The sequence below is a fragment of the Pigmentiphaga aceris genome, from assembly GCF_008119665.1.
Taxonomy (GTDB): Bacteria; Pseudomonadota; Gammaproteobacteria; order Burkholderiales; family Burkholderiaceae_B; genus Pigmentiphaga; species Pigmentiphaga aceris.
Map to the genome: position 1 here is coordinate 1163724 of NZ_CP043046.1, position 25832 is coordinate 1189555.

At 63.6% G+C, this 25832-nt stretch carries 22 protein-coding genes; 18 read left to right on the top strand and 4 right to left on the bottom strand.

Going from position 1 to position 25832, the window contains the following annotated elements:
- Positions 1–51: 51 nt before the first annotated feature.
- Entirely contained in the window at positions 52–960 is a 909-nt protein-coding gene (locus FXN63_RS04885) for an alpha/beta hydrolase (protein ID WP_148813367.1), read from the bottom strand.
- 455 nt (positions 961–1415) lie between these two features.
- Here FXN63_RS04885 and FXN63_RS04890 point away from each other — a divergent pair, with 455 nt between their 5' ends.
- The 14 genes from FXN63_RS04890 to FXN63_RS04955 all read left to right on the top strand — a co-directional run bounded on the left by FXN63_RS04890 (position 1416) and on the right by FXN63_RS04955 (position 18881).
- Positions 1416–2420 (top strand): FecCD family ABC transporter permease, encoded by a 1005-nt coding sequence (locus tag FXN63_RS04890; RefSeq protein WP_148818955.1) that lies wholly within the window; start codon positions 1416–1418, stop codon positions 2418–2420.
- An 8-nt stretch (positions 2421–2428) separates the two neighbouring features.
- A complete protein-coding gene (locus tag FXN63_RS04895; RefSeq protein WP_148813369.1) occupies positions 2429–3211 on the top strand; it encodes an ABC transporter ATP-binding protein in 783 nt (260 codons plus the stop codon).
- Positions 3212–3557: 346 nt separating this feature from the next.
- Complete coding sequence (locus tag FXN63_RS04900; protein ID WP_148813370.1) at positions 3558–4706, top strand: ABC transporter substrate-binding protein; 1149 nt, start codon at positions 3558–3560, stop codon at positions 4704–4706.
- A 5-nt stretch (positions 4707–4711) separates the two neighbouring features.
- The gene (locus FXN63_RS04905) at positions 4712–5623 is read left to right on the top strand and encodes an alpha/beta hydrolase (protein WP_187395108.1); all 912 of its coding nucleotides are present in this window, start codon (positions 4712–4714) and stop codon (positions 5621–5623) included.
- Between the two features lie 32 nt (positions 5624–5655).
- Positions 5656–6858, top strand: a complete 1203-nt coding sequence (locus FXN63_RS04910; protein WP_148813374.1) for an ABC transporter substrate-binding protein — start codon at positions 5656–5658, stop codon at positions 6856–6858.
- 19 nt (positions 6859–6877) lie between these two features.
- A complete protein-coding gene (locus FXN63_RS04915; protein ID WP_148813376.1) occupies positions 6878–7747 on the top strand; it encodes a branched-chain amino acid ABC transporter permease in 870 nt (289 codons plus the stop codon).
- On the top strand, positions 7744–8733 hold the full coding sequence (locus tag FXN63_RS04920) for a branched-chain amino acid ABC transporter permease (protein ID WP_148813378.1): 990 nt from the start codon (positions 7744–7746) through the stop codon (positions 8731–8733). Before FXN63_RS04915 ends, FXN63_RS04920 begins: the two co-directional genes overlap by 4 nt.
- Complete coding sequence (locus tag FXN63_RS04925) at positions 8730–9629, top strand: ABC transporter ATP-binding protein (protein WP_246165035.1); 900 nt, start codon at positions 8730–8732, stop codon at positions 9627–9629. Before FXN63_RS04920 ends, FXN63_RS04925 begins: the two co-directional genes overlap by 4 nt.
- A complete protein-coding gene (locus FXN63_RS04930; RefSeq protein ID WP_148813380.1) occupies positions 9626–10369 on the top strand; it encodes an ABC transporter ATP-binding protein in 744 nt (247 codons plus the stop codon). The genes FXN63_RS04925 and FXN63_RS04930 overlap by 4 nt, the downstream gene beginning before the upstream one ends.
- 5 nt (positions 10370–10374) lie before the next feature.
- Positions 10375–11268, top strand: a complete 894-nt coding sequence (locus tag FXN63_RS04935; protein ID WP_148813382.1) for a 4'-phosphopantetheinyl transferase family protein — start codon at positions 10375–10377, stop codon at positions 11266–11268.
- Positions 11269–11282: 14 nt separating this feature from the next.
- Positions 11283–12917 carry a (2,3-dihydroxybenzoyl)adenylate synthase gene (locus FXN63_RS04940; protein WP_148813384.1) on the top strand — a complete coding sequence of 545 codons (1635 nt, stop codon included), beginning with the start codon at positions 11283–11285 and terminating at the stop codon, positions 12915–12917.
- A 95-nt stretch (positions 12918–13012) separates the two neighbouring features.
- Positions 13013–13267 carry a phosphopantetheine-binding protein gene (locus FXN63_RS04945; RefSeq protein ID WP_148813386.1) on the top strand — a complete coding sequence of 85 codons (255 nt, stop codon included), beginning with the start codon at positions 13013–13015 and terminating at the stop codon, positions 13265–13267.
- 7 nt (positions 13268–13274) lie between these two features.
- On the top strand, positions 13275–17330 hold the full coding sequence (locus FXN63_RS04950; RefSeq protein WP_148813388.1) for a non-ribosomal peptide synthetase: 4056 nt from the start codon (positions 13275–13277) through the stop codon (positions 17328–17330).
- A 150-nt stretch (positions 17331–17480) separates the two neighbouring features.
- Complete coding sequence (locus tag FXN63_RS04955) at positions 17481–18881, top strand: YncE family protein (protein ID WP_148813390.1); 1401 nt, start codon at positions 17481–17483, stop codon at positions 18879–18881.
- 139 nt (positions 18882–19020) lie between these two features.
- Here FXN63_RS04955 and FXN63_RS04960 read toward each other — a convergent pair whose 3' ends face one another.
- Together FXN63_RS04960 and FXN63_RS04965 are read right to left on the bottom strand one after the other, a co-directional pair.
- Positions 19021–20418, bottom strand: coding sequence for a heavy metal sensor histidine kinase (locus FXN63_RS04960; protein ID WP_246165036.1), 1398 nt, complete (start codon positions 20416–20418; stop codon positions 19021–19023).
- A complete protein-coding gene (locus tag FXN63_RS04965) occupies positions 20415–21101 on the bottom strand; it encodes a heavy metal response regulator transcription factor (RefSeq protein ID WP_148813392.1) in 687 nt (228 codons plus the stop codon). Before FXN63_RS04965 ends, FXN63_RS04960 begins: the two co-directional genes overlap by 4 nt.
- Positions 21102–21324: 223 nt before the next feature.
- Here FXN63_RS04965 and FXN63_RS04970 point away from each other — a divergent pair, with 223 nt between their 5' ends.
- From FXN63_RS04970 to FXN63_RS04985, 4 genes are read left to right on the top strand one after another with little or no spacing between them, the layout of a single operon-like run.
- Positions 21325–22437, top strand: coding sequence for a hypothetical protein (locus FXN63_RS04970; RefSeq protein WP_148813394.1), 1113 nt, complete (start codon positions 21325–21327; stop codon positions 22435–22437).
- A 20-nt stretch (positions 22438–22457) separates the two neighbouring features.
- Positions 22458–23846 carry a multicopper oxidase family protein gene (locus FXN63_RS04975; protein WP_148813396.1) on the top strand — a complete coding sequence of 463 codons (1389 nt, stop codon included), beginning with the start codon at positions 22458–22460 and terminating at the stop codon, positions 23844–23846.
- A 37-nt stretch (positions 23847–23883) separates the two neighbouring features.
- Positions 23884–24369: a cupredoxin domain-containing protein gene (locus FXN63_RS04980; protein ID WP_148813397.1), complete on the top strand. Its 486-nt coding sequence runs from the start codon at positions 23884–23886 to the stop codon at positions 24367–24369.
- Positions 24370–24393: 24 nt separating this feature from the next.
- Entirely contained in the window at positions 24394–24726 is a 333-nt protein-coding gene (locus FXN63_RS04985) for a copper-binding protein (protein ID WP_148813400.1), read from the top strand.
- Between the two features lie 53 nt (positions 24727–24779).
- Here the strand turns inward: FXN63_RS04985 and FXN63_RS04990 are convergent, their stop codons facing one another.
- Positions 24780–25787 carry a DUF2891 domain-containing protein gene (locus FXN63_RS04990; protein WP_148813402.1) on the bottom strand — a complete coding sequence of 336 codons (1008 nt, stop codon included), beginning with the start codon at positions 25785–25787 and terminating at the stop codon, positions 24780–24782.
- Positions 25788–25832 lie beyond the last annotated feature (45 nt).

Sequence of the window (25832 nt, forward strand, 5' to 3'; positions counted from 1 at the left end):
TCACCATCCGTCGCATTGATGCATCGCGGTTTTCTGACGATCAGCTAGCTGTCAGCATTCATCCCACGCCGTGGCTTCGTCCGGCATCCATTCCGACGCCAGTGCCGCACACAACCCCGCCAGCAAGGCGACCGGCACGATGGTGCGGTGGGTTTCATTCGCAAAGTAGCGAAAGCCGACACGCAGGTCGCTGCGGGTGCGCAGTGCGTTGGCAATCTCGCGGTTGTGATCGACCATGAATCGGGTGTCGCGCTGTTTGCGGGCAACCTCGATGTCGGGGCCGTTTTCCGCCAGTTCTGCCGGGCTGAGCGCTTGCTCATATTCACCCGCGCTCAGCCAAAGACGCGCAACGGGCACGTCAGCCGTGGCATCTTGTGCGGCAAAACGCTTGGCCATTTCCAGCAACTGCGCATCGCGCCACCAGACCGAGGGGCTGGATGCCAGGTAGGACTGGAACGCGTCGGGTTGTCTGAACAGCGCCAGCAACACCAGCATGCCGCCCAGCGAATGGCCGGCGAAGGTCTGCGCGCCGCGATCGACGGGCAGCACGTTTTCCACGGCGGGCCGAAGGTCGTCCAGCACAAAGTCCAGGAAGGCGTCGGCTCCGTGGTGCTTGGGGTTCGGCTCGCCATGCAGCGCGGCAGGGGTGTAGTCGAATACACGACGGTTCTCAGCCGGGTAGCCAATGCCGACGATGATGCCCGCCCGCAAGCTGTCTGCCGTGCCGCCGCCTGCCCGGTAGCGCAGCATCTCGGTGGCCAGCAGGAAGGTGTCGCTACCCAGCAGGTAGACAATCGGCCAGCCCGCTGCGGGTGCTTCGCCCTCGGGCCAGGAAATCAGAATGCGATAGGGCGCGCCGCTGCGGGCGGTGATCAGGCACTCATGGGTGCGCGGAACGATCATGCCGCCCTGATGGCGAGTCGGATCGAAAGCGAGAAGGGCGGTCAGGTCCAGCGACATGGAAGCACTCACAACAAACGGGGGATCGGGACGGAAAACAGCCGGTGCGCAAGTTCCGGTCTGCACGCGTCCAAAGACAGACCATCAGGGCAATCGAAGGCCTGCCAACAAGCGTGCATGGCACCCGCGTCTTTATACGTGGGTGCAAATCATGGGATACTGAATGATTACGATTCAGGTGTCTAATCCTGGTCGGTTGTATCTCGGTGGTGTTGGGTCAACCCCGCCGACGTGCTCACCGCCGTGTCATTGGCCGCTTGCTATCGTCCGGGGATATTGGCGTGAATTTTTCGTCGTTAATTGTCGGCGTGCGTTCCTCGCCGTTAAGTTTTCCCGCTCGTTCCAGCCGTTAATTCCTTTCCTGTCAGGCAGCCCCCGCGTCCGTGAAGCGTTCTCCTTCAGCATCTCTCCCGCTCAGCGGTGATCCCCTCGATACCGCCACGCTTTACCGCGGCATGTTGCGGCGTCGGATCGGCCTGGTGGCCTTGTTGGCTGGCATCATTGTGCTGGCCATTCTTGCCGACTTCATGCTTGGCCCGGCCGGCCTGGGCCTGCGTGACCTGGCCTATGCGCTGTTCAATCCGCAGGCCACCGACCCCACCACGCGGGTCATCGTCTGGGACATCCGGCTGCCGCAGGCGCTGATGGCCATGGCAGTGGGCATGGCGCTTGGCCTGGCCGGTGCCGAAATGCAGACCATTTTGAACAACCCGCTGGCCAGCCCATTTACGCTGGGTCTGTCGTCGGCCGCTGCCTTTGGTGCGTCGCTGGTCATCGTGCTGGATATCGGCATTCCTGGCCTGCCGGCATCGTGGCTGATCGCGGGCAACGCCTTTGCCTTCGCCTTGCTGGCTGCCTTGCTGCTGGACGCGGTCGCGCGCTGGGGCGGCATGAACGCATCGGGCGTGGTGCTGTTCGGTATTGCGTTGGTGTTCTCGTTCAACGCACTGGTGGCCCTGGTGCAGTTCGTAGCCAGCGCCGAAGCCCTGCAAGGACTGGTGTTCTGGACCATGGGCAGCCTGACGCGCGCCAGCTGGGGCAAGCTGGGCATGTTGCTGCTGGTGTTTGCGATCATCCTGCCGCTGTCAATCCGCGATTCCTGGCGTCTGACTGCCATGCGCCTGGGCGAAGACCGCGCGGCCAGCTTCGGCATCAATGTGCGCCGTCTGCGCCGCACGGCGCTCATCCGCATCAGTGTGCTGTCGGCGCTGGCCGTGGCCTTTGTCGGCACCATCAGCTTCATCGGCCTGGTCGCGCCGCACATTGCGCGCCGGTTGTTTGGTGAGGATCACCGTTTCTATCTGCCCGGCAGCGCGCTGGTGGGCGGTGTGATTCTGTCGCTTGCGTCGATCGCGTCGAAGAATATCGTGTCGGGCATCGTCATTCCGGTCGGTATCGTCACGTCGCTGGTCGGCATTCCGTTCTTCCTGGCGGTCGTGTTCCGCCGTCAGATGCAGTAAGGCTGTCCGTGTTCGATATCCGTCACCTTCGCGTCGCTTACGGCGAGCGCACCATCATTTCCGACCTGTCGGTGCAGCCGCTGCAAACCGGCACTGTCACAGCACTGCTCGGCCCCAACGGCAGTGGCAAGTCCACGCTGTTGAAAGCACTGGCTGGCCTGACCCGTATTTCTGGCGGCCAGGTGCTGCTGGATGACCAGGACCTGACCTCGGCCAGTTTCGAGACACGTGCGCGACAAGTGGTGTATTTGCCGCAGTCTCTGCCGGCCGCCGTGCACCTGCGGGTGTTCGAATCGGTGTTGGTGGCAGCCAATGCGTCCACGTTTGCAGATGGCGGCAGCGCCAGTGTCGCCGCCGTGCAGAGCTTGCTGGAACGCTTGGGCATTGGCCATTTGGCCATGCAGTACCTAGACAGCCTGTCCGGTGGTCAGAAGCAGCTGGTTGGCTTGGCACAAGCCATGATCCGCCGTCCGCGCCTGTTGTTGCTGGACGAACCCCTGTCGGCGCTGGACTTGAACTATCAATTCCACGTGATGGACCTGCTGAATCAGGAAACCCGCGAAAACGGCTTGATCACCGTGATCGTGTTGCACGACCTGAACATCGCGCTGCGCCACGCCGATTACACCCTGATGATTCGCAAGGGCGAACTGATCGCCGAAGGCTCCCCGCGTGAGGTGATCAGCCCGTCTTCGCTAGCTGATGTCTACGGGGTGGTGGGGCGCGTCGAACCTTGCTCGCGCGGCATTCCCCAGGTGCTGATCGACGGCTTGCACAACCCGATTCATTGACGCCTGCCGGGCAGAAATCTTCCCCAGATCCGTGTGCTGGCCGGGTCTTGTCCAGTGTCCACGCGGCCGGCGCGGTTGTGCCTGCCTGCGGGGAACGGGTAGAATGAGAATCAACCTTATTAAATCCGTGCGGCGCGATGATTGGCTGTCGCCCGCCAGCGGATGCGCGAACCCAGGCCGGAGATGCCCGGGACCCGCTCGCGACGATGCCGCCGCCTGAATGTCGATTAATGCCGGGCAATTGTTCGGTGTTTCCTTCTCGTCTCGTTCTTGCTTCGTATCTGCGCCGTACTTCCGTATTGCTTGTTCCGTCACGTCTGTCCCGTTCCCCTCACGTCGATCCGTCATGACCTTGCTGCGCCGCTTTGTTTGCCTCTTCCTGTTCTGCACCGCTTTGGCGGGTGGACTCGCCAGCGCAGCGCCGATCACGCTGACAGACGTTGCCGGGCGCAAGGTCGTGTTGCCCAAGCCCGCAACCCGCGTGGTGTTGGCGCAGGCGCGTTACCTGCCCATGCTGGGCATTCTTACGCCTGACCCGGTGGCGATCCTGGCGGGCTGGTCCGACGAGTTCAAGACCTCTTACGCCAGCGACTACGACGATTACCTGGCGAAATATCCGTCCCTGGCCAAGGTGCCGGTGGTGGGTCGTCACACGGCAGACACTTTCTCGGTCGAAACCACGCTGGCACTGCGTCCCGACCTGGTGATCCTGACCTCTGCATTTGCCGGCATTCGCCCGGGCACCGACGCATCGGCCTCGCCGCTGGTTCGCGCCTTCGATGCGGCAGGCGTGCCGGTAGTGGTGGTCGACTTCTTCATGAAGCCGCTGGAAAACACGGTGCCCAGCATCCGTATTCTGGGTCAGGCACTGGGCCACGAAGATCGTGCTGAAGCCTTCATCAGCTTCTACGAATCGCACATGAAACGCATCGGCACGCAGACTGCCAAGGTCAGCAGCAAGCCGCCGGTGTTTGTGCACGCGCATGCCGGCAGCACCGACTGCTGCAACTCGCCGGGCGTAGGCACCTTCAATGACATGATCACGTTCGCAGGCGGCCACAACATCGGTGCCGATGTGATCAAGAGCGCCACCGGTTCGCTGGGCTTCGAGTACATCAACAGCCGCAATCCGGTCGTCTACGTGGCCACCGGCACGGGTGCCGGTCGTCGCAGCGGCACCGGTCTGGCAATCGGTGCCGGGGTGGAGCTGGACGCCGCCCAAGTCGGCCTGAAGCGTGTGCTGGACGGCGCTGGCCTGGGTGCCCTCAGCGCAGTGCGCAAGGGCAATGCCCATGGTATCTGGCACGGCTTCAATGACTCGCCGCTGCACGTGGTGTTCATCGAATCGCTGGCGCGCTGGATCGACCCGGTTGGTTTCAAGGACGTGTCGCCGCAGCAGACGCTGGACGAGATCAACCAGAAATTCCTGACGGTGCCGCTGCGCGGTACCTACATGGTGGATTTGCCGGTCGCGCCGGGTGGCGCGAGCCGCTGAGCGCCGTGCTTTCTTCACCCAGACCGTTGGCTGGCGAAACCCGCTGGCAGGTCGAAACCCTGGCCCCGCCGCGTGCGCTGGGCCAGTCGCCGTCAGAGACGCCTGCCCCTTGGCGCTCTGTTGACGGCGAACGCGCCTACACCGTGCAAGTGGTGTCGCCGCTGCATACCGACCCGGACACGTGTCTGCCCTTGCTGTATGCGCTGGATGGCGAACTGGTCTTGGCGGCGCTGCATGCTTTGCCGGCCTGCCCGGTGCGGGTGGTGGCGATCTCGCACGACAGTGACCGCAAGTCGGGCCGGGCCTACGACTACACCCCACCCATTGCACAGCGCGGCGTGCTGCATGACCCGCGTGTGCCCGAATGGCGTGCAGGTGGGGCCGATGCGTTTCTGTCGTTCATTGTGGATACCTTGCAGCCCGAGGTAGCAGAGGCTTTCGCGGTCGATCCCGATTGCCAGATCTTGTACGGGCATTCCTACGGTGGCCTGTTCGTGCTGCATGCACTCAGCACCCGTCCGCATGCGTTTTCGGCGTATCTGGCCGCCAGCCCCGCGCTGTGGTGGTTTGAATTGCAGGCGTCTCGTCCGATCCAGCTGGTTGAAACGCTGGCTGCGCAGTCGCTGACGCACGCGGTCGATGTGGTAGTAACGGCGGGTGGGCAGGAAGCCTGGCACCCGGTTGCCATTGGTGCAGACGGCACGCCTGCCAGCCGAAGCGGTGGCGTGCCTACGCTGCCCGCTGCGCGCGGCTTGGCCGCGCTGCTGGCCAACGTGCCCGGCGTGCATGCCCGTTTCCATGATTTCCCCCAGGCCACGCATCACACCATGCTGGCCGAGTCGGCGCGTTTCGCGCTGGACTTTGCGGCGCACGCTGCCGCCTCGCATGCCCCCAGCGCGTCTCCGCTTTCCCGATGAAATTTTCAGACAAGTTTTCAGAAACCCGCCCCATGACTTCGACTTCGATCACCCGCCGCCATCTGCTTGCCGCCACTGCTGCCTCTGCGCTTGGTCTCGGCCTGATGCGCCCCGTGCGCGCAGCCGGTGGCACCACGCCGATCAAGATCGCGCTGGTCACGTCCTTGTCCGGCCCGTTCGCGGCCCTGGGCGAAAGCATGCGTGCCGGCCTGGAATTGTTGATTGCTGAATCGGGCAGGCAGATGGGCGGACGACCGGTCACGTTGCTGGTCGAAGACGACCAGGGCAAGCCCGACGAAGCCGTGCGCAAGGTGCGCAAGCTGCTGTCGCAAGACAAGGTCGATGTGCTGTGCGGCGTGATCAGTGCTGCCGTGGCGCTGGCCATTCGCGATATCGTGGCCGATGCCAAAGCACTGACCTTCATCTCGATCGCCGCCGCCAACGGCCTGGCGCGCGAAGCCGCCAGCCCCTACATCTTCCGTCCCACCAAGACCAGCTGGATGCTTGGCCACACCGGTGCGCTGTGGACCTACGACAAGATTGCCAAGGAAGGCGGGATCACGCTGGGCTCGGACTACGCGGCCGGCCGTGAATACGTGGGCGACTTCATCAATACCTATCGCCAGCAGGGCGGCAAGGTCGGCCAGCAACTGTGGACCCCGCTGGGCACCGCCGACTTCGCGCCCATTGTGATGAACCTGGCTGCTGCTGCCCCGTCCTTCGTCTACGCCTTCTTCCCCGGCGCCGACGCCGTGCGTTTCCTGCAGCAGATGCGTGACTTCAAGTTGCAGGACAAAATTCGCGTGATCGGCCCGGGCGCATTGTTCGATCAGGAAGACGTGTTGCCGGCTGCTGGCGACGCGGGCCTGGGCGGCGTCAACACCTACCATCAGTCACCGGGTGCACCGGCCTCGGCCGCGTTTGCTGCGGCCTACCTGAAGGCACGCAACCGCATCCCGGGCGAAGCCAGCACCTCGGCCTACGCCACTGGTCAGGTCATCCGCGCAGGCATCGAAGCCGTGGCCGGTGACATCGCGCAGAAGGACAAGCTGAAAGAGCGCCTGCTGTCTGCACCGGTATCGACCGCACTCGGCCCGATGCGCTTCGACGCGCGCAACAACCAGGCCATTCTGGACATCTACGTGAACGAAGTGCGTCGCGGTGCCGACGGCAAGCCGTTCAACACCGTGGTCCACACCTACCCGGCGATCCAGGACCCGGGTCCGAAGGCCTGATCGGGGCCGCGCACACATCGTGTCCTACTACCTTGTCCAGACGCTGAACGCGCTGTCCTTCTCGGTGTTGCTGATGCTCACCGGGCTGGGCCTGTCGCTGGTGCTGAGCCTGATGAACTTCGTGAACCTCACGCACGGTTCATTTTTCCTGCTGGGCGGCTACGTGGCTATCCATTGGATAGGCGCAGGCGCACCGTGGTGGATGGCATTCCCCGCTGCTTTTGTGATCGCTGGCGCGGTCGGTCTGGTGCTGGACCGCTTCCCCTTCGGCCGCTTCTATCCGCGCACGCACCTGATGCAGGTGCTGCTGACCTACGGCCTGTCGGTGATCTTTGCCGACCTGATGCGCTGGGGCTTCGGGGCAGATACGGTGTCGCTGCCCACGCCAGAACTGTTGCGCGGCGTGGTGTTTGTCGCGGGTCTGCCATTCCCGATCTATCGCCTGTTCATCATCGCCACGGGCGGTGTGCTGGCGCTGGGGCTTTGGTATGCGATTGACCGCACCTTGTGGGGCGCGGCGATCCGCGCCTGCGTGATCGATCGCGGCATTGTCGAAACCCTGGGTTTGAATACGCGGCGCATCTTCACTGTGGGCGTGGTGCTGGCGGCGGGCCTGGGCGGCCTGGGTGGCGCACTGGGCTCGGGCATGTTGTCGGCATATCCGGGACTGGATGAAGAAGTGCTGTTGCTGGCCTTGCTGGTGGTGGTGGTCGGTGGCCTGGGTAGCTTTGGCGGCACGGTGCTGAGCGCCTTGCTGCTTGGCTTTGTCACGACCTTCAGCCGTGTGTGGCTGCCGGAATTCGCCAACTTCCTGTCGCTTGGCATCATGGCAGCGGTGTTGGTCATGTGGCCGTCGGGCCTGGTCGTGCGCAAGATGAGGCAGGTATGAGCGCCCATCTGAACACCACCACGCATCAGGCACCTGCGCCTGCCAAGTACCGTTTGGGCGACAAGATTGCGGCCGGGCTGGTGCTGCTGTTGGCGCTGATCCCGTTGGTATCTGGCGACGGATTTTCGCTGCGCTTCGGTGCCGAAATCCTGTTGATCGGCACCGCGGTGATGAGCCTGAATCTGCTGATCGGTGGCGGTGGCCTGGTGTCGCTGGGCCATGCGGCGGTGTTTGGCGCGGCGGGTTACAGCGCGGCAGTTGCTGCCGGTTCCTGGGGGGCACAACTGCCGGTAATGCTCGTGATCGGTATCTTCGCCGGCATGCTGATCGCCAGCATCATAGGCCTGGTTACCTTGCGCAGTGCCGGCCTGTTCTTCCTGGTGCTGACCTTGGTGGTTGGTCAGATGGTCTGGGAACTGGCCTTCCGCTGGCGCGATGTCACCGGTGGTGCAGACGGCCTGCGCGGCTTCCCGAAACTGGCGCTGGGCAGCCTGCGCCTGGACACGCCTTTGGCTTTGTATCTGGTGGCGGCTGCCATTGCGCTGGTCGGGTGGGCAGTCACGCGCAGCTTCCAACGGGCACCGATTGGCCAAGCCTTGGCCGGTGTGCGCGATCAGCCGATTCGCATGGGGGCACTGGGTTATCAGGTTGGCCGCATCCGTGTGACTGCCTTCCTGTTGGCAGGTGCGGTGGCCGGTGCAGCGGGTGCGATCTATCCCTTCGTGAACCAATATATCGGCCCGAACTCGGTTCACTGGAGCATGTCGGCAGCGCTGATCATCATGGCGGTGATCGGCGGCGTGGGCTCTCTGTACGGCGGGTATCTGGGCGCATTGGTCTACCTGTTCGTGCAGACCGAAGTCAGCTCGTACACCGACCGCTGGCAACTGGTGATCGGCCTGATCTTCGTGGCCACCGTCATCTTGATGCCCAACGGCATTGCGCACTGGCTGGGCCAGCGCGGTGTGCGGGGAGGGCGGTCATGAGTCTGTTGCCGACCTTCGCATGGCCGACGTTTGCCTTGCCGACTTCTGTGTCGTCCGCTGCAATGCCTGCCGATGCATCATCCGGTGCTGCATCACCAAACGCCGCATGCCCAATTCCTACGTCTGCCGATGCCCAGCCGCACGCGCTGCTGCGCATCACCGACATCGCCAAGTCCTTCGGCGCGTCACGTGTGCTGGAATCGGTCAGCCTTGATGTGCGCGCCGGCGAAACGCTTGGCCTGATCGGGCCGAACGGCGCGGGCAAGACCACCTTGTTCAACATCATCACCGGGTTCCTGCACGCCGATACCGGCACGGTGCTGTTCGAGGGGCGTGACCTGGGCACCATGCCGTCGCCTGCGCGCGCGCGGCTTGGGCTGGTGCGCACCTTCCAGAAAAGCCTGGTGTTCCCGACGCAATCGATTCGCCGCAACGTTGCCATGGCCGTGCGTGCGCAAGGGAGCGGAGCTTATCGCTGGTGGGGTGGCCGCGCTGCCCATGCGCAGGCCGACGCCACGGCGCAGGCGCTGATCGATGGCTGCGCATTGGCCGGTCGTGGTGACGAGCTGGTGGCTGACCTGTCTTACGGTGAACAACGCATCGTCGACATGCTGATCGCGCTGGCGCAATCGCCGCGTGTGCTGCTGCTGGACGAACCCACGGCCGGGCTATCGACTGAGGAAGCTGCGCAGTTGCTGGCGCTGGTGCGTCAGCATCATGCGCAGACCGCCGTTGTACTGATCGCCCATGACATCGACGTGGTGTTCCGCGAATGCGACCGCATTGCGGTGCTGGACCTGGGACGCTTGATCGCCATCGATACGCCTGAAGTCGTGCGCCAGCATCCGGGTGTGCGCGCAGCCTACCTGGGCGCACTGGCCGAGGTGCAGGCATGAGCAACACCGATCAACTCGTGCGTTTCGAAAGCGTCTCGGCGGGCTATGGCGGCGTTACGGTCCTGGATCGCATCGATCTGAGCCTGGCGCGTGGCGAGGTGTTGGCCGTGCTCGGTCGCAACGGTGCGGGCAAGACCACGCTGCTGAACGCCTTGTTCAACCTGGGGCCGGAACTGAGCGGACGCATCACGGTGAAAGGCGAGTCCGTCACCAACTGGCCCACGCATCGCATCGCTCGCCTGGGCCTGGCTTTGGTGCCGCAAGGGCGCGGCGTGTTCCACACCCTTGCCGTGCACGAAAGCCTGCGCCTGGCGACGCTGGCACGCAAGCCGGCTGGCAGGTCGGTTAGCCCCTCGGCTAGCCCCTGGACGCTCGATCGCGTCTACCGCGAATTCCCCCGCCTGCATGAGCGTCGTCTGGCATCCAGCGGCGCACTCAGCGGCGGCGAGCGGCAGATGCTAGCGCTGGCGCGTGCGCTGCTGACGCAGGCCGACACCATCGTGCTCGACGAGCCCAGCGAAGGTCTGGCCCCGCTGGCGGTCGAAGAAGTGCTGGTGCATCACGTCTCCCGGCTGGCGGCAGAAGGTCTGACGGTGGTACTGGCGGAACAGAACGTGGCGATGGCCTTGCGGGTTGCCACCCGCGCGCTGGTGCTGTCGGCAGGACGTATGGTGTTCGACGGCACCCCGGCGGCGCTTGCCGCCGACCATGCGCTGCATCAAGAGCACCTTGGGGTCTAGGCGGCATGATCCACGTCACCCTGGTCCGCACCGATATCCACGACATGCTGCTCGCGCAGATGATGAACGCCTTGTCGCCTGCCGAACGCGCCCGTGCCGCGCGCTTTCGCACGGCGGCGGACCGGCGTCGACACGTGGTGGCCAGGACGGTGTTGAAAAGCCTGCTGGCCGAGCAATTGGATGTGCAGGCGCAAGACGTGCAACTGTCGGTAGGTGCGTATGGCAAGCCGGTGTTGGTGCGGCATGGCTATGACGCACATCTCCAATACGGTGCACGCGCATCCATGCCCAACGCAGCGCCGGCCCATCTGTCATCCGTTCACACTTTTGACGCGCTGCACTTCAACCTGTCGCACAGTGGTGATCTGGCCCTGATTGCACTGGCTCCGGTGCCTGTTGGCATCGACCTGGAACGCGATACCCCGGCCGATGCAAATGCCTTGGTGCAGGCGTGGTTCACCCCGGCCGAACAAGGCCGGCTGGCGCGCGGTGACGATGATTTCCTGTCGCTCTGGACTGCGCGCGAAGCCGTGCTGAAAGCGGTTGGAACCGGCTTGTCTGCCGACCCGGCTGCTTTCTCGTTGCCATCGCAGAAGTCGACCACGATGCAGTCTGCAAGTGGCCTGCCGCAGTTCGAGCCGGTACAGATTCCAGCTGCAAGTGCAGGGTCTGAATTCCAGGGCTATATCGTGGCTGCGCTCGCGCTCGACGCTGCCCAGGCCAATGCCCACGCTGCGATTCCACCCACGCTGATCGCCCCCTACCGCGCCGCCATCGCCTTGCGCGGCGCAGCGCTGCCCGTGCAACTTCATTACGCCGACGCTGCCCGGTTCAGCCCACGCGTTACGCTGGATGCCCTTGCACCCGCGTCTGCCGACGCCATGTGCGTGCTCTCCTGATTCGAAGACATTCCATGACCCTGACCGCTCAACAAATCTGGCCCGAGGAATTTGCCCAACGCTACCGCGCTGCCGGTCATTGGCGTGGCGAAACCTTCGGCAGCTATCTGCGCGAACGCGCCGCCGCCCACCCCGAGCGGGTGGCGATTGTCGCGGGCGACACGCGCTGGACCTATGCCGAATTGGATGCACGCGCCGATGCGCTGGCGCGTGGGCTGCTGGACGCAGGTATCAAGCCGGGCGAGCGGGTCATCGTTCATCTGCCGAACATCCCGGAATTCCTGTCGGTGGTGTTCGGCCTGTTCCGCGCTGGCATCTTGCCGCTGTATGCGCTGCCCGCCCACCGCATCACGGAAATCGAACACTTCGCCAACAGTGGCGAAGCCGTGGGGTACGTTGCCGCCGAGCGCCACGATGGCTTCGACTACCGTGCCCTGGCACGAGAACTGAAAACCCGCGTGGCGTCAGTAAAGAACGTGTTCATCGTTGGTAATGCTGATGAATTCACTTCGTTCGACGCGCTGGAAGCGCAGGGCCGCGCAAGCAACACGGAACCCGTGCCGCCCGTGCCGTCCACGGTGGCCTTCCTGCAGATTTCGGGCGGCAGCACTGGCCTGTCCAAGCTGATCCCGCGCACGCACGACGACTACATCTACACGCTGCGCGAAAGCGCGCGCATCTGCGGGCTGGATGGCGACAGTGTGTTTATGGGCGCGCTGCCCATTGCCCACAATTACCCCATGAGTTCGCCGGGCGTACTGGGTGCCCTGTACGCCGGGTCACGCGTGGTGCTCAGCCCCTCGCCCAGCCCGGAAGCTGCCTTCCCGCTGATCGAGCGCGAGCGTGTCACCGACGTCAGTCTGGTGCCGCCTCTGTTGCTGGTGTGGATGCAGGCAGCGCCGGGAACCAAGGCCGACTTGTCGAGCCTGAAAGTGGTGCAAGTGGGTGGTGCAAAGCTGATGCCGGAAGTGGCACGCCGTGTGCGCCCGACGCTGGGCGTGACTTTGCAGCAGGTGTTCGGCATGGCCGAAGGGCTGGTCAACTACACGCGCCTGGATGACCCGGAAGAACTCATCATCCAGACCCAGGGTCGTCCGATCAGCGAAGACGACGAAGTACTGGTGGTCGATGACCAGGGCAATGCCGTGCCGGAAGGCGAAGCCGGTTATCTGTTGACGCGTGGTCCTTACACGATCCGTGGATATCACAACAACCCGTCGGCCAATGCGCGCTCGTTCACGGAAGACGGTTTTTACCGCACCGGCGACATCGTGAAGCGCACGCCGGAAGGTTACGTGGTGGTGCAGGGGCGGGCGACCGATCACATCAATCGTGCAGGCGAAAAAATCTCGGCAGAAGAGATCGAAGATCACTTGCTGGCGCACCCGCAGGTCTTCGATGCGGCGGTGGTGTCCATCCCCGACGAATACCTGGGCGAGCGCAGCTGTGCCTTCATCATTGCGCAGGGCGAGCGGCCCAAGGGCGCAGTGCTGAAGCAGTGGATACGTTCACGCGGGCTGGCCGAGTTCAAGGTGCCGGACCAGGTGGTGTTCGTTGACAGTTTCAGTGCCACGGCGGCACTCAAGGTCAGTCGCAAGGAATTGCGTGCGGCCTTGCGTGCGCAGTTGACCGCGCAAGACGACGCTTAAAACGCCACATCGAACGCCACATCAAACGCAGGGCACAACCCGGTATCGAATTTTTTCCCGCCAGTCGGGACGGCGCATGGCGCCAAGGTAACCCCATGACAGATGCAACGCAGACCCTGAGCCTTGAACAAATGCGCGCCGACATCGCGCGGATTCTGCATGAAGACCCGTCCGAGATCGGTGACGAAGACAGCCTGATCGACCTGGGCCTGGACTCGATCCGCGCGATGGCGCTGGTGACGCGCTGGCGCGACGCTGGTGCCACCGTCGAGTTCTCTGAACTGGCGGAAGATGCACGCCTGAGCCACTGGTGGGCCGTGGTCGAACGTGCGTTGGCACGCAAGGCCTGAACCACCCATGACGACGCACCACGCAGACCAAGGCAGCGCTGAGTTGACCCAAGACGATCCGACCGGCACGCAGGTGAGCCAAAGCGCGCTGACGTCATCTCCCTTGACGTCATCTCCATTGACGCCTTCCCCGCTTACCGAAGCCCAGACCGGTCTTTGGTACGCGCAGCGCATGGATCTGAACAATCCGATCTTCAATACTGGGCAATACGCAGAGCTGCGTGGCCCGCTGGATCTGGAAGCCATGCGCCGCGCAGTCGACACCAGCATGGCCGAGGCCGATGGCCTGGCCGTGCGTGTTATCGACATGCCCGAGGCACCGCAGCAAGTGGTCGATCCGGCGCTGCGGCCAACGCTGCAAGTCATCGATCTGCGTGATGAGTCCGACCCGATGGCAGCCGCCCAGGCGCGCATGCGTGCAGACCTGCACGGCCCTATCGACACCGCCATTGGTCCGCTGGCCTCGCAACGTCTGTTCATCTTGGGCGACGAACACCATCTTTGGTATCAGCGTGTGCACCACGTGGCCACCGACGGCTACGGCATGGCCTTGATCGACGGCCGGGTGTCCCAGCTGTATGCCGCCTACACGGGCGCAAGCCAGGACACAGGTTCTCCACTGGGCAACTTCCAGGCGGTACTGAACGAAGACGCGGAGTACCGAACGTCGGCATTGCGCGAACGTGATCGGGCATTCTGGCTGAATGCGTTTGCGCAGCCTGCGCCGGTTGCCAATCTGGCTGACGGCATGCCGGTCAGCGGTCACCGTTTCCTGCACGCATCGCAGCCTTTGCCCGAACCGCTGGCTGCCGCCATGCGCACGCTGGAATCTGCCACGCAGGTGTCGTGGCCCGATATCCTGGTGGCGCTGACGGCCGCTTATCTGTGCCGGCATTCCGGTCAGCAAAGCACGGTAGTCGGTGTGCCGTGGATGGGCCGTCTGGGCAGCCCCAGCGCGCGTGTGCCGGCCATGGTGATGAACATCGTGCCCTTGCAGGTCACGGTGGACGAAGATGCACCAATCGGGGATTTCCTGGTCGAGACCTCGAAAGCCATGCGTCGTGCGCGTCGTCACGGTCGTTATCGCAGTGAACAGCTGCGTCGTGATCTGGGCTTGCTTGGCGGTCGCAAACGTCTGTACGGACCCTTGATCAACGTGCTGCCCTTTGATGATTCCTGGGGCATGGCGGGGCTGGCGGCGCAGCGGCATATCCTGGGCACCGGCCCGGTCGATGACCTGAGCGTCACCTTCCGCGCCGACAACACCGGTCGCGGGCTGCGGCTGGCTATCGATGCCAACCCGGCGCTGTATTCGCAGGCCGATGTGGCGGCGCACTTGGCGCGCCTGGAACACTTCCTGGCCAAAGCGCTGGCAGCCGCAAGCCTGGCGCATGTCCCGACGCTGACCCCGGCAGAGACGCATCGCTGGCTGGTGGAAGTCAACAACACCAACCACCCGGTGGACGCCACTACGCTGTCGGCGCTGATTGCCAGCACCATGCAGGCACACCCGGATGCCGACGCGCTGGTATATGGCCCCAACACGCTGACCTACGCCGAGCTGGATGCGCGCACCGCCGGGCTTGCACAGCGCCTGCGTGATGAAGGCGTGCAACGCGGCGACATCGTTGCGGTTGCCATCCCGCGTTCGATTGAACTGGTGCTGGCCCTGGTGTCCATTCTGCGCGCGGGTGCTGCCTACCTGCCGCTGGACATCAGCCATCCGCGCGAACGCCTGGCAACCATTCTGCGTTCGGCCACGCCACGCCTGTTGCTGTCGGTGCCGAAGGTGGTGCCGGTCCTGCCCGACAACGCACCCTTGCTGTTGCTGAACGCCTGCGAGCCGGACGCCTTGCAAGCAGGCCAGACCCTGGCCCCCACCACTACGATTGCCATCGAACCGGCTCGCCCGACCGATGCCGCCTACGTGATCTACACCTCGGGTTCCACCGGTGCGCCCAAGGGCGTGGTGGTGGAACACGATGCCATCGTCAACCGTCTGGAATGGATGCGCACGCAGTACGCCGTGGGCGCTGGTGACCGCATTCTGCAGAAGACGCCGGCGACCTTCGACGTGTCGGTCTGGGAATTTTTCCTGCCGCTGCTGGTGGGTGCCACCCTGGTCGTGGCCCCGCCCGAAGCGCACAAAGACCCGGCCTGGTTGGCTGCCATCGTGCGCACGCACGGCATCACCACCATGCACTTCGTGCCGTCGATGCTGGCTGCGTTCCTGGCTGAACCGAGCGCCGCAGGACTGTCGCCGCGCCTGGTGTTCTGCAGCGGTGAAGAACTGCCTGCAGCCTTGCGTGATCGCTTCCATGCCGTGATGCAAGGCGAGCTGCACAACCTGTATGGCCCGACCGAAGCGGCCGTGGATGTGAGCTACTGGCCAGCATCCGCAGACGATCGCTCGCAGCCCGTGCCCATCGGTTTCCCGGTGTGGAATACCGCCTTGTACGTGCTGGATGACCGCATGCGCCCGGTGCCGGCAGGGGTGCCCGGCAACCTGTACCTGGCAGGCCGGCAACTGGCGCGTGGTTATCTTGGCCAACCCGAACTGACTGAATCGCGCTTCGTACCCAACCCCTTCCAGCCGGGTGCGCGCATGTACGCAACCGGTGACCTGGCGCGCTGGCGCGAAGATGGTGCCATGGTCTTCCTGGGGCGTTCAGACCATCAGGTGAAGATTCGCGGCCAACGCATCGAACTGGGCGAGATCGAAAGCGTGATCGCCAGCGTGCCTACCGTGGCGCATGTGGCGGTCATCGTGCGCACCGACCGTCCGGGCGACCAGCACATCGTGGCCTACGTAGTGGCGCAAGACGATGCCACGCTGGATGTCGACACCTTGCGCACCCATGCTGCGGCGCGCTTGCCCGACTACATGGTGCCCTCGGCCTTCATGCCGCTGGCTGCCTTGCCGGTCACGGCAAACGGCAAGCTCGACCGCAACGCCTTGCCGGCCCCGGCCTTTGCTGCGCGGGTGGGTCGTGCGGCAGCGGCAGGGTCCGAGCAGATCGTTGCCACCTTGTACGCACAGGTGCTGGGGCGTGAAGACACGATCGGTGCCGACGACGATTTCTTTGAACTCGGCGGGCATTCGTTGCTGGCCGCACGTCTTGCCTTGGCGGTCCGCGAGAAGTGGGGACAGGTGCTTGGCCTGGGGGCCATCTTTGCGCATCCCACCGTGGCGCGCCTGGCCGCGTATCTGGATGCGCGTGAAGCCCTGGCACATGCGCCTACCGATACCGAAGGCTTTGGTCCGGTCATCACCTTGCGTCATGGCGACGCGGCCCGTGCGCCCTTGTTCTGCGTACACCCGGCCGGTGGCCTGAGCTGGTGCTACGGCACATTGGCGCGAGCGATGGACCCGGCACGCACGGTCTACGGCCTGCAAGCCCATGCGCTCAGCCCCGACAATGCCGAGTCGCCCACCAGCCTGGACGAGATGGCGGCATCCTACGTCGACACCGTGCTGACCTTGCAACCCGAAGGCCCGTACCACCTGGCCGGCTGGTCGGTGGGTGGCATTCTGGCGCACGCCATGGCCGTGGTGCTGCAACAGCGCGGCCACCAGATTGGCACGCTGGCCATGCTGGACTCCTTCCCCAGCGACCTGTGGCGCGACGAACCTGAGCCGCCCGAAGACGCGGTCTACAAAGCCTTGTTGCTGATCGCGGGTTACGACCCCACCGAACTGAAGCAGGTGGCCCACACCCGCGACGGCGTGATCGGCTTCCTGCGTGACAGCGGCCATGTGCTGGGCGAACTGTCGGACGACATGCTCGACGGCGTGTTCCGCGTGGTGGCCGGCAACAACCGGCTGGTGCGCTTGCAGCGTCATCGGCACGTGGCCGGTCGCATCACCTACTTCCGTGCTGCGCTCGACCATGTGGGCCTGGATCTGTCACCGCAGATGTGGGCACCGTATGCCGATGGCATCGATGTCCACGATGTGCCTGCACTGCATGCCCACCTGACCGGCCCGGACGCCACGGCGCACATCGCGCCGGTGCTCAACGCCCACTTGCTTGCCGCAGATTCTGCGCGGCAGGCTGCCTGAATTTGCAGCCTTGATGTTCACCCGCCTCTTCAACTTCTCTTCGATCGGCTGCGCCACGCGCGTGGCCGATTCCTGTATCCCGCCGGCGTCAGGGGACAGCGTCCTCCGACGCCGGCCCGCGCATGGTTTCACCTTGAACAGGAAGCACGCATGAACACCACCCACCGCATTGCCGGTGCCGCCAAGCACACTGCCTTCGCACTCGCGACCCTTTCGCTGACGATCTCGGCTGCATTCGCTGCACCCGTGTTCGAACAACCGGACAACACTTTCGCTGGCAAGGTCATGGCGTCGGGTGTGAACGGCCCGATCGTGGCGGGTTCGGAAGCCAACGTTACCGGCCGTGGCTTCAAGCCGGGCCAGCAAGTCACGCTGTCCTACGGCGGCCAGGTTCTGAACCACTCCGGTCTGGCTTACATCGCCGATGACAAGGGCGTGTTCCAGGGCAAGATCGCCGTGCCCGCAGGCACCCCCGCAGGCCAGCACGGCATCGTCGTGCAAGTGCTCAAGCCGGCAGCAGCCACCAGCTTCGACCTGAAGGTCTCGCCGGTGATCGCCGTGTCGGGCCAGGACCGCTTCACGCAAACCAGCCAGAAGCTGGTTCCGGGCCTCTACCAGGCTGCATACAGCAAGAAGAACGACCGCATCTTCGTGACCGCTGCTGTCGGCCGCCCGCCGGTGCAGGAATCGCAGCTGCTGAAGCTCGACCCCAAGACCCTGGCCATTGAATCCAAGATCACCCCGGCCAAGGCCGCCGGTCGCAACGACGGTCATGTCTACGCCGTGTACGGCGTGGCCGTGAACGACGCCGACGACACCGTGTGGGTCAGCGAAACCCGCGACAACAGCGTGGCCATCTATCGTCAGTCCGACCTCGCACTGGTCAAGCGCCTGCCGGCTGGCTCGGTGCCGCATGCCCGCGACATCGTCTTCGACGAAACCCTGGGCAAGGCTTACGCCTCGACCCCGACCGCCAGCTCGGTCACCCTGATCGACGCGCGCACGCGTGAAGTGGTCAAGAACATCGAGTTCAAGACCAAGGTGCGTGGCGGCGAAGCCGGCAGCATGAGCCTGGCGCTGGATCAGGCCGGCCACAAGCTGTACACCGTGACCGGTAGCACCAACGAAGCCGTGGTGATCGACACCCGCACCGACACAGTCGAAAAGATCTTCGCGCTCGACGGTGCCAAGTCGGCCGCAGGCGTTGACGTCGATGCCAAGAACAACCGCCTCTACGTGGCTTCGCAAGGCAGCGACAACCTGCTGATCGTTGACCTGGCAAGCGGCAAGACCCTGCACAACGTGCCGGTCGGTGCAGGCGCACTGAACGTCGTGTTCGACGCAACCAGCGGTCTGGCCTACGTGTCGAATCGCGGCGCAGGCACCACCACCGTGGTGGACGGCAACGGCCGTATCGTTGCCAACCTGGACAGCGGCAGCTTCCCCAACTACGCAATGGCCGATGGTCGTGGCAACCTTTACCTGATCAACAAGGCCAAGGGTAAGGACGATCCGACCGGCGATCGCATCACCAAGATCTCGCGCAAGTAAGCAGACTCGGCAAGGTACAGCGCGGGGGGATTCCGCGCTTGCATCGATGTCGATAAAAAGCGGCCCGTACAGCGATGTACGGGCCGCTTTTTTCCATCGATCTGTTGAGCGGAGCAGCACATGCTTCTTGCCGCAACATTCAATCGCCTGACTCATCTGGCGGTCTTGGGAACGTCATCACAAAGCAGGTTTCACCTGTCCACGACGACACATGCACCGTGCCTTCGTGTGCCTGCACAATGGCACGCGTGATGGCCAGACCCAGCCCGGTGCCTTCTCGGTCGGCATGGGGCCGTGAGGGGTCGGCACGGAAGAAGCGGTCGAACAGACGTGGGAGCACTGCCGGATCGATACCGGGGCCGGTGTTGGCAACAGTCAGCGTCACCGTGTCTGCCTTCACCGCAAGCCGGATGGTGACCACACCTTGGGGTGGCGTGTGGCACAGCGCATTGGACAACAGGTTGCTGACCGCCCGACGAATCATCAGGCGGTCGCCACGCAACTGCGCGCTGCCCATTCGGTGCAGCCGAATCTCTTTTTCTTCGGCAAGCGCTTCGTAGAAATCGAACAAGGCCTGTACTTCTTCGTCGAGCAAGATCCGTTCGACGTTCGGCAGCAGCAGCCCGTGTTCGGCCTTGGCCAGCAACAGCATGTCCGACACCATGCGAGCCAGTTGCTGGCATTCCTCTGCATTCGACGCCAGGATGTCTCGGTAGAAGCAGGCGTCTCGTGTTTGCGACAGCGCCACCTGCGTCTGGGTCAGCAGGTTGCTGATGGGGGTGCGCAATTCATGCGCCAGGTCGGATGAGAAATCCGACAAGCGCTGAAAGTCGTTTTGCAGCCGCGCCAGCATGTCGTTGAGCGAGGCAGCCAGGTCTGCCATTTCCACGGGTACCGATTCCGCAGGCATGCGTTCGCTCAGCCGATGCGCAGTCACCGACTGGGCGCGGCTTCGCATGGCGCGCAAGGGCGCAAGCCCGGTGCGGGTGGCAAACCAGCCAAGGCCACCACTTAACAGCGCCGCCAGCACGGCATACACCCACAAGGCAATGTGAAGCGAATCGGTGAAATGCGTGTGGTGGACCGTGTTGACCGCAATCCACACCCGCATGGCGGTGTCCGGTGCGTCGCGCTGGGTGGCAACGGTATGCAGCGCCCGATAGGTCTTGCCGTCTGCCGTCCAGTTGAAGATATTGCCCGACAAGGCAGCCGCTGACCGGTTGAGAATGCAATCCGGAAACCGGAACGAGGGGCTGGCGTACCAGACGGCTCCGTCGGCATCGGCAATGCGCACGTACAGACCCGGATGGCTTTGCAGCGCGTCGTCCAGGCGGCCGCGCAATGCCACTCGCGCGTCCGACTTGGTCAGCAGGTCCTGGATCAGCTGGCCCTTGTCCAGCAAGGTGTCATCGTCCAGTTCTTCGAAATGCCGATTCACGGCGGTCGACACGATGGCGACCATGCCTGCCAGCACACACACCGCCACCAGGGTGTAGAGCGCCGTCAACCGGGCGGTCAGCGACATGCTGCGCGTCACGGCCGCCGCTCCCGCGATTCCAGCACATAACCCATGCCACGAATCGTCTGGATCAGCCTGGGTTCGACATGGTCATCGATCTTGATGCGCAGGCGTCGCATGGCGACTTCGACCACATTGGTATCGGAATCGAAATTCATGTCCCAGACCTGCGACGCAATCAGCGAGCGGGGCAGCACCTCGCCCTGGCGGCGCATCAGCAATTCCAGCAGACCGAATTCCTTGGCCGTCAGGGCAATGCGCCGGCCACGCCGGGTTACACGCCTGCGCAGCAGATCGAGTTCCAGATCGGCCACCACGATGGTGGTGGCCTCGGTGGCGGGCGGGCCGCGTCGCAAGATCGTGCGCACGCGGGCCAGCAGTTCGGCAAAGGAAAACGGCTTGACCAGATAGTCGTCGGCACCCAGCTCCAGGCCCTTCACCCGGTCCTCGACACTGTCGCGTGCGGTCAGAAAAAGCACCGGCAATTTCCGGTTCTGATCTTGCAGATATTTGAGCACCTGCCAGCCGTTCATACCCGGCAGCATCACGTCCAATATCAGCAAGTCATGCTCGCCTTCAATGGCCAGGTGCACACCATCCAGACCAGTGGTGGCAAGCGACACGCTGAAGCCTGCTTCGCGCAGTCCTTGCTGTAGATAATCGCCGGTTTTGGGTTCGTCTTCGACGATCAATATCTTCATGGTGCTGCTTCCTGCCGGGTGCTTGCTGAGTACTTGCCACAGTCTTTTGTCTGCTGATCTGACGCCTGCAAACATCACTGCCGATGCGTCTGCAGGATTCTCGCCCAAGGTCGTGGTCACGGCGCATAAATGACAAAGTTGTCATCCACCGGCAAAGCTGCTGACGGCATCCGCCTTTCAGAATGGTCTCGTTCATCAACGTGTCATGCGGGGCCAGTCTGTGATGCTCACTTCCTTTTGCACCGTGTCCAGGGTAAGCCTGGCCATCGGTCTGCTTGCCGCGCCGTTGGGCGTCTGGGCGCAAGCCAGTTCCCCGGCCGATGGATCGGGCTGGCGTGATGCGAACGCCACGGTTGGCCAATTCAAGCGCGGGCATGCGGATGTGCTCAAGTGGGAACAACGCGAAGCGCAAATGGCTGCCGAACCTGCGCCTGCATCGGCACCCGTCGGCTTGCCGCTGACAAGGGCGGAAGATGCCGTCCGTCTGGCATGGCAAGTCCATCGTGAATTGGCGCAAGTGCTGGCACAAGTGGGCATCAAAAACGTTGACCTGCTTGCGCGCGGTCACTGGGATGACATCGATCCTTTTCTGTTTCGTCGAATCGGCGGGCTGGATGAGGTGGTCGAAGTCGCCGTGCAGGCCCGCAAGGCATGGATCGATGCCGTGTTCGCCCAGGCGCGCCTGAAACCTGTGCGCGCGGCGCTGGATGCAGCCAGTGCCGCGAATACGCTGGGCCAACGGATGCGCAGCGTGGGCAACTGGAGCGCGCTGCAACAGGCGGACGTGCAGCTTGCTGCTGTCGCCGCCAGCATGGCCTTGCAACGTGACCGTTATGCGGCCACCCAGGCGCAGGTGCGCCTGATCGACGTTCTGCAATTGAGCGGCATGTATGCATCGGTGCAGTTGCCGGATCGCCTGCCTGAACTGCCTGCCAAGGCACTGTCGGACGCGGACATCGCGGAGCGTGCGCGTGCCATGCAGGATCGACTGCCACGTGCCAACCGCCTGCGTAATGAACGCGATGTGGCGCTGCGCTCACTGGCCTATCAGACCAGCCATGCGCTGGCCCGCAAAGCCCGCGACGAGGTCTTGGCGCAGCGCGAATTCATCACCGAGGAAACCGTGCTTCAGTACAACGGCATGCTCAAGAGCACCTGGGATTTGTTGGACGCTTCACGCGCGCAATCCTTGGCCGCAGCCAGCGCGTTGCAGGCCCAGCACGATTTCGAAATTGCCCGGGTCGATCTGCAATGGGTGTTGCTGGGTGGTGAGCCTGCAAGCCCGATTTCGCTGGGCGGCGATGGTGGTGACACGTCAGCGGTAGCGGGGCACTGAGCATCATGACCATGAACCCGATGTCTTCCCGCCGACAGTTTTTCGCAGGCAGCCTGGCAACAGTCGCGGGCCTTGCCGTCGCCCGGGCGGCCATGGCCGCCTTGCCCGAACCCGTGACACAGACCTCCGTCGACACCGCACCGCCGTTGGTGCCTGCCACCGGCCGTCCGTATCAATCTGTCGTCACCTTGAATGGCTGGACCTTGCCTTGGCGCATGCGCAATGGCGTCAAGGAATTTCATCTGGTGGCCGAGCCGGTGGTGCGGGAAATGGCACCCGGTTTCAAGGTCAACATGTGGGGCTACAACGGCCAGAGCCCAGGGCCGACCATCGAAGTGGTCGAGGGTGATCGTGTGCGCATTTTCGTGACCAACAAATTGCCCGAGCACACCAGCGTGCACTGGCATGGTCAGCGCCTGCCCAATGGCATGGATGGCGTAGGTGGCCTGACGCAAGCGCAGATTCCTGTCGGCAAGACCTACGTCTACGAGTTCGAGGCACGCCGGCCCGGCACCTTCATGTACCACCCGCACGCCGACGAAATGGTGCAGATGGCAATGGGCATGATGGGCTTCTGGGTGACGCATCCGAAGCAAGCGCATCCACACATCAGCACGGTAGATCGGGACTTCTGCTTCCTGCTCAATGCCTTCGATGTCGAACCCGGCAGCTACACCCCCAAGGTCAACACCATGACCGACTTCAACGTGTGGGGCTGGAACAGCCGCATCTTCCCCGGCATCGACAGCCTGAACGTGCGGCAGGGGGATCGGGTGCGGATACGGGTCGGCAACCTGACCATGACCAATCACCCGATCCACGTACACGGACATGAGTTCCAGGTGACGGGCACCGATGGTGGACCGACGCCGCCGGGCACGCGCTGGTACGAGGTCACTACCGACGTGGCCGTCGGCCAGATGCGGCAGATTGAATTCCTGGCCGACGAGCCAGGCGACTGGGCGCTGCATTGCCACAAGAGCCACCACACCATGGGCGCGATGGGGCATGCCGTGCCGACCATGATCGGTGTGGACCATCGCGGCTTGGTTCAACAGATTCAGAAGGTGGTGCCCGACTACATGTTGATGGGCGAACGCGGCATGGCAGACATGGGCGAGATGGCCATGCCTTTGCCCGAGAACACCGCACCCATGATGACCGGCACCGGCCCCTTCGGCCCGCTGGAAATGGGCGGCATGTTCACCGTGCTGAAGGTGCGCAAGGACCAGGCCCCGGGTGACTACCGGGACCCCGGCTGGTTCCAGCATCCGGCCGGCACCGTGGCCTACGAATATGTGGGCGATGCGCCCGTGCCCGCCATCGACAGTGCCCGCACAGCAGTGCCGGTGGACGACGCCGACAGCTTACCGAAGGTGCGCAAACCGTCTCATCGGAACGGGCACTGACTGCGTTTTTTTATCCATCACAGGCGAGGAAAACTCCATGGCATTCCACACGATTCAATCTGCACTCCTTGGACTGCTGTCCACCTTTGCGATATCAACCAGTGCCCTGGCCGCAGGCAGCCATGCGGGCGGCCACGCCGACGAGGCCACGGGCTACGGCAAGCCGGGCATCGCAGCGAAGGTAGATCGCAGCATCCAGGTCGACATGAGCGACAACATGCGTTTCACCCCCGCCGATATCGCCGTCAAACGTGGCGAAACCGTTCGCTTCGTGATCCGCAATGTCGGACGCTTGCCGCACGAGTTCAGCCTGGGTACCAAACAGGAACTGGAAGCGCACTACGAACAGATGAAAAAATTTCCCGGCATGGTGCACGACGAGCCGAACAAGATATCGCTGGCACCCGGCAAGCAGGGCGAAATCATCTGGCAGTTCACCAACAGCGGGGCGGTCGACTTTGCGTGCCTGCACGTCGGTCACTACGAAGCCGGCATGAAAGGGCTGGTCAAGGTCGCGCGCTGAACTACTCGATCAGGAGTCAACATCATGCAGGCTTACCAAACAGTGCTCTGGAGCGTTTTGGTCGTGCTGGGCGCATTTCCCCTTGCAGCCCTTGCGCAAGCGGCAAGCGCGTCTGCCGCTGCAGCGCAAACCGTTGCCACGACGGAAGGGGAGGTACGTCGACTCGACAAGATGCTGGGTACGCTCACCATCCGCCACGGTGAAATCCGCAACCTGGACATGCCGCCCATGAGCATGGTGTTCACCGCCCGGGACAAAGCACAGCTGGATGCGATGTCGGTGGGCGACCGGATTCGTTTCGTCGCCACCAACGAAAACGGCAAGTTCATCGCCAGTGAGATCGACGTGGTGCGATGAGGCTTGCTTGCTGACCGTGCCGCGCTGGCACCCAGTGGATCACTGGACGTGACTCACGCTTCCAGCGCCAGCACCGCAAAACTCGCCAGCCAGTGCTCACCCATATAGTGACTGGCCAAGTGGGGCAGGGCGACAGCCAAATGTTCCTGCGCACTTCGCTCAGCGATGCTGCGACGCACATCGCCTTCCGGCAACGCAGACGCAAGCGACCGCCAGCACCACGCGCGGCTCAGATTCAGACCGTCAAGGTGGGCAATCTTGCCGTCGGTGCGATCCGACACACTGGCTGGTCGGAACAGGGTGGCAGGCTGCAGGTTTTCCACATCGGGCAGGAAGCGATCGAACCACTCTTGGAAGGCAGCGGCCGGCAGCAGCCTGCGCATGCATTCTGCTTCGATCAGTGCTTGTGACTGGAATTCGTCCAGGCTGGGTTCGCCCCACGCGGGGCAAGCTGCATCGTTGCCATACCAGCGTCGACCGGCATCGCGCAGCTGTGCGGCCAGTGCCGTGTCTTGCGTGGCGTCGGCATAGTCAATGGCCATGCGCAGCCCGAACGCGGTGTTGAAGTGTGTGCCCACGCGGACCGGGTAGATGGCCAGTGGCAGGAAATCGCGGAAGCGCTGGGCAATGACCCCGGCCAAAGGCGCGAGCGCGTCAGACCAGGGCTGGCCGTGGTGATGGATCAGTTCTTCGGCCAGTTTCAGCAACCAGGCCCAGCCGTAGGGACGCTTGAATGCACGCGCTACCGGACGCGCGAAGTATGCGCATTCGATCGCGACTTTCTCCGCCACCAACTGACGCGCGAACAGGCTGCGAATGTCTTCAGCGGGCTCCATGTCGGGGAAGCGTCGAAGCAAATAAGCGAGCATCCAGTAGCTGTGCACGCAGGAGTGCCAGTCATAGCTGCCGTAAAAGATCGGATGCAGCTCGCTTGGGGTCTTGCCTGCTTCCTCGGGACCAGACATGGCGTGGTCCGGGTTGTTCGGATATTCACGGCTGACGTGGCCGAGAGCGATGCGGGCGAAGTCGGTGGCAAGGGTTTGGGTGAGAACAGGGCGCATGGTGGTTCGCAGTCAGGGGAAAAATTGAAATGGAGGCAGGTAATG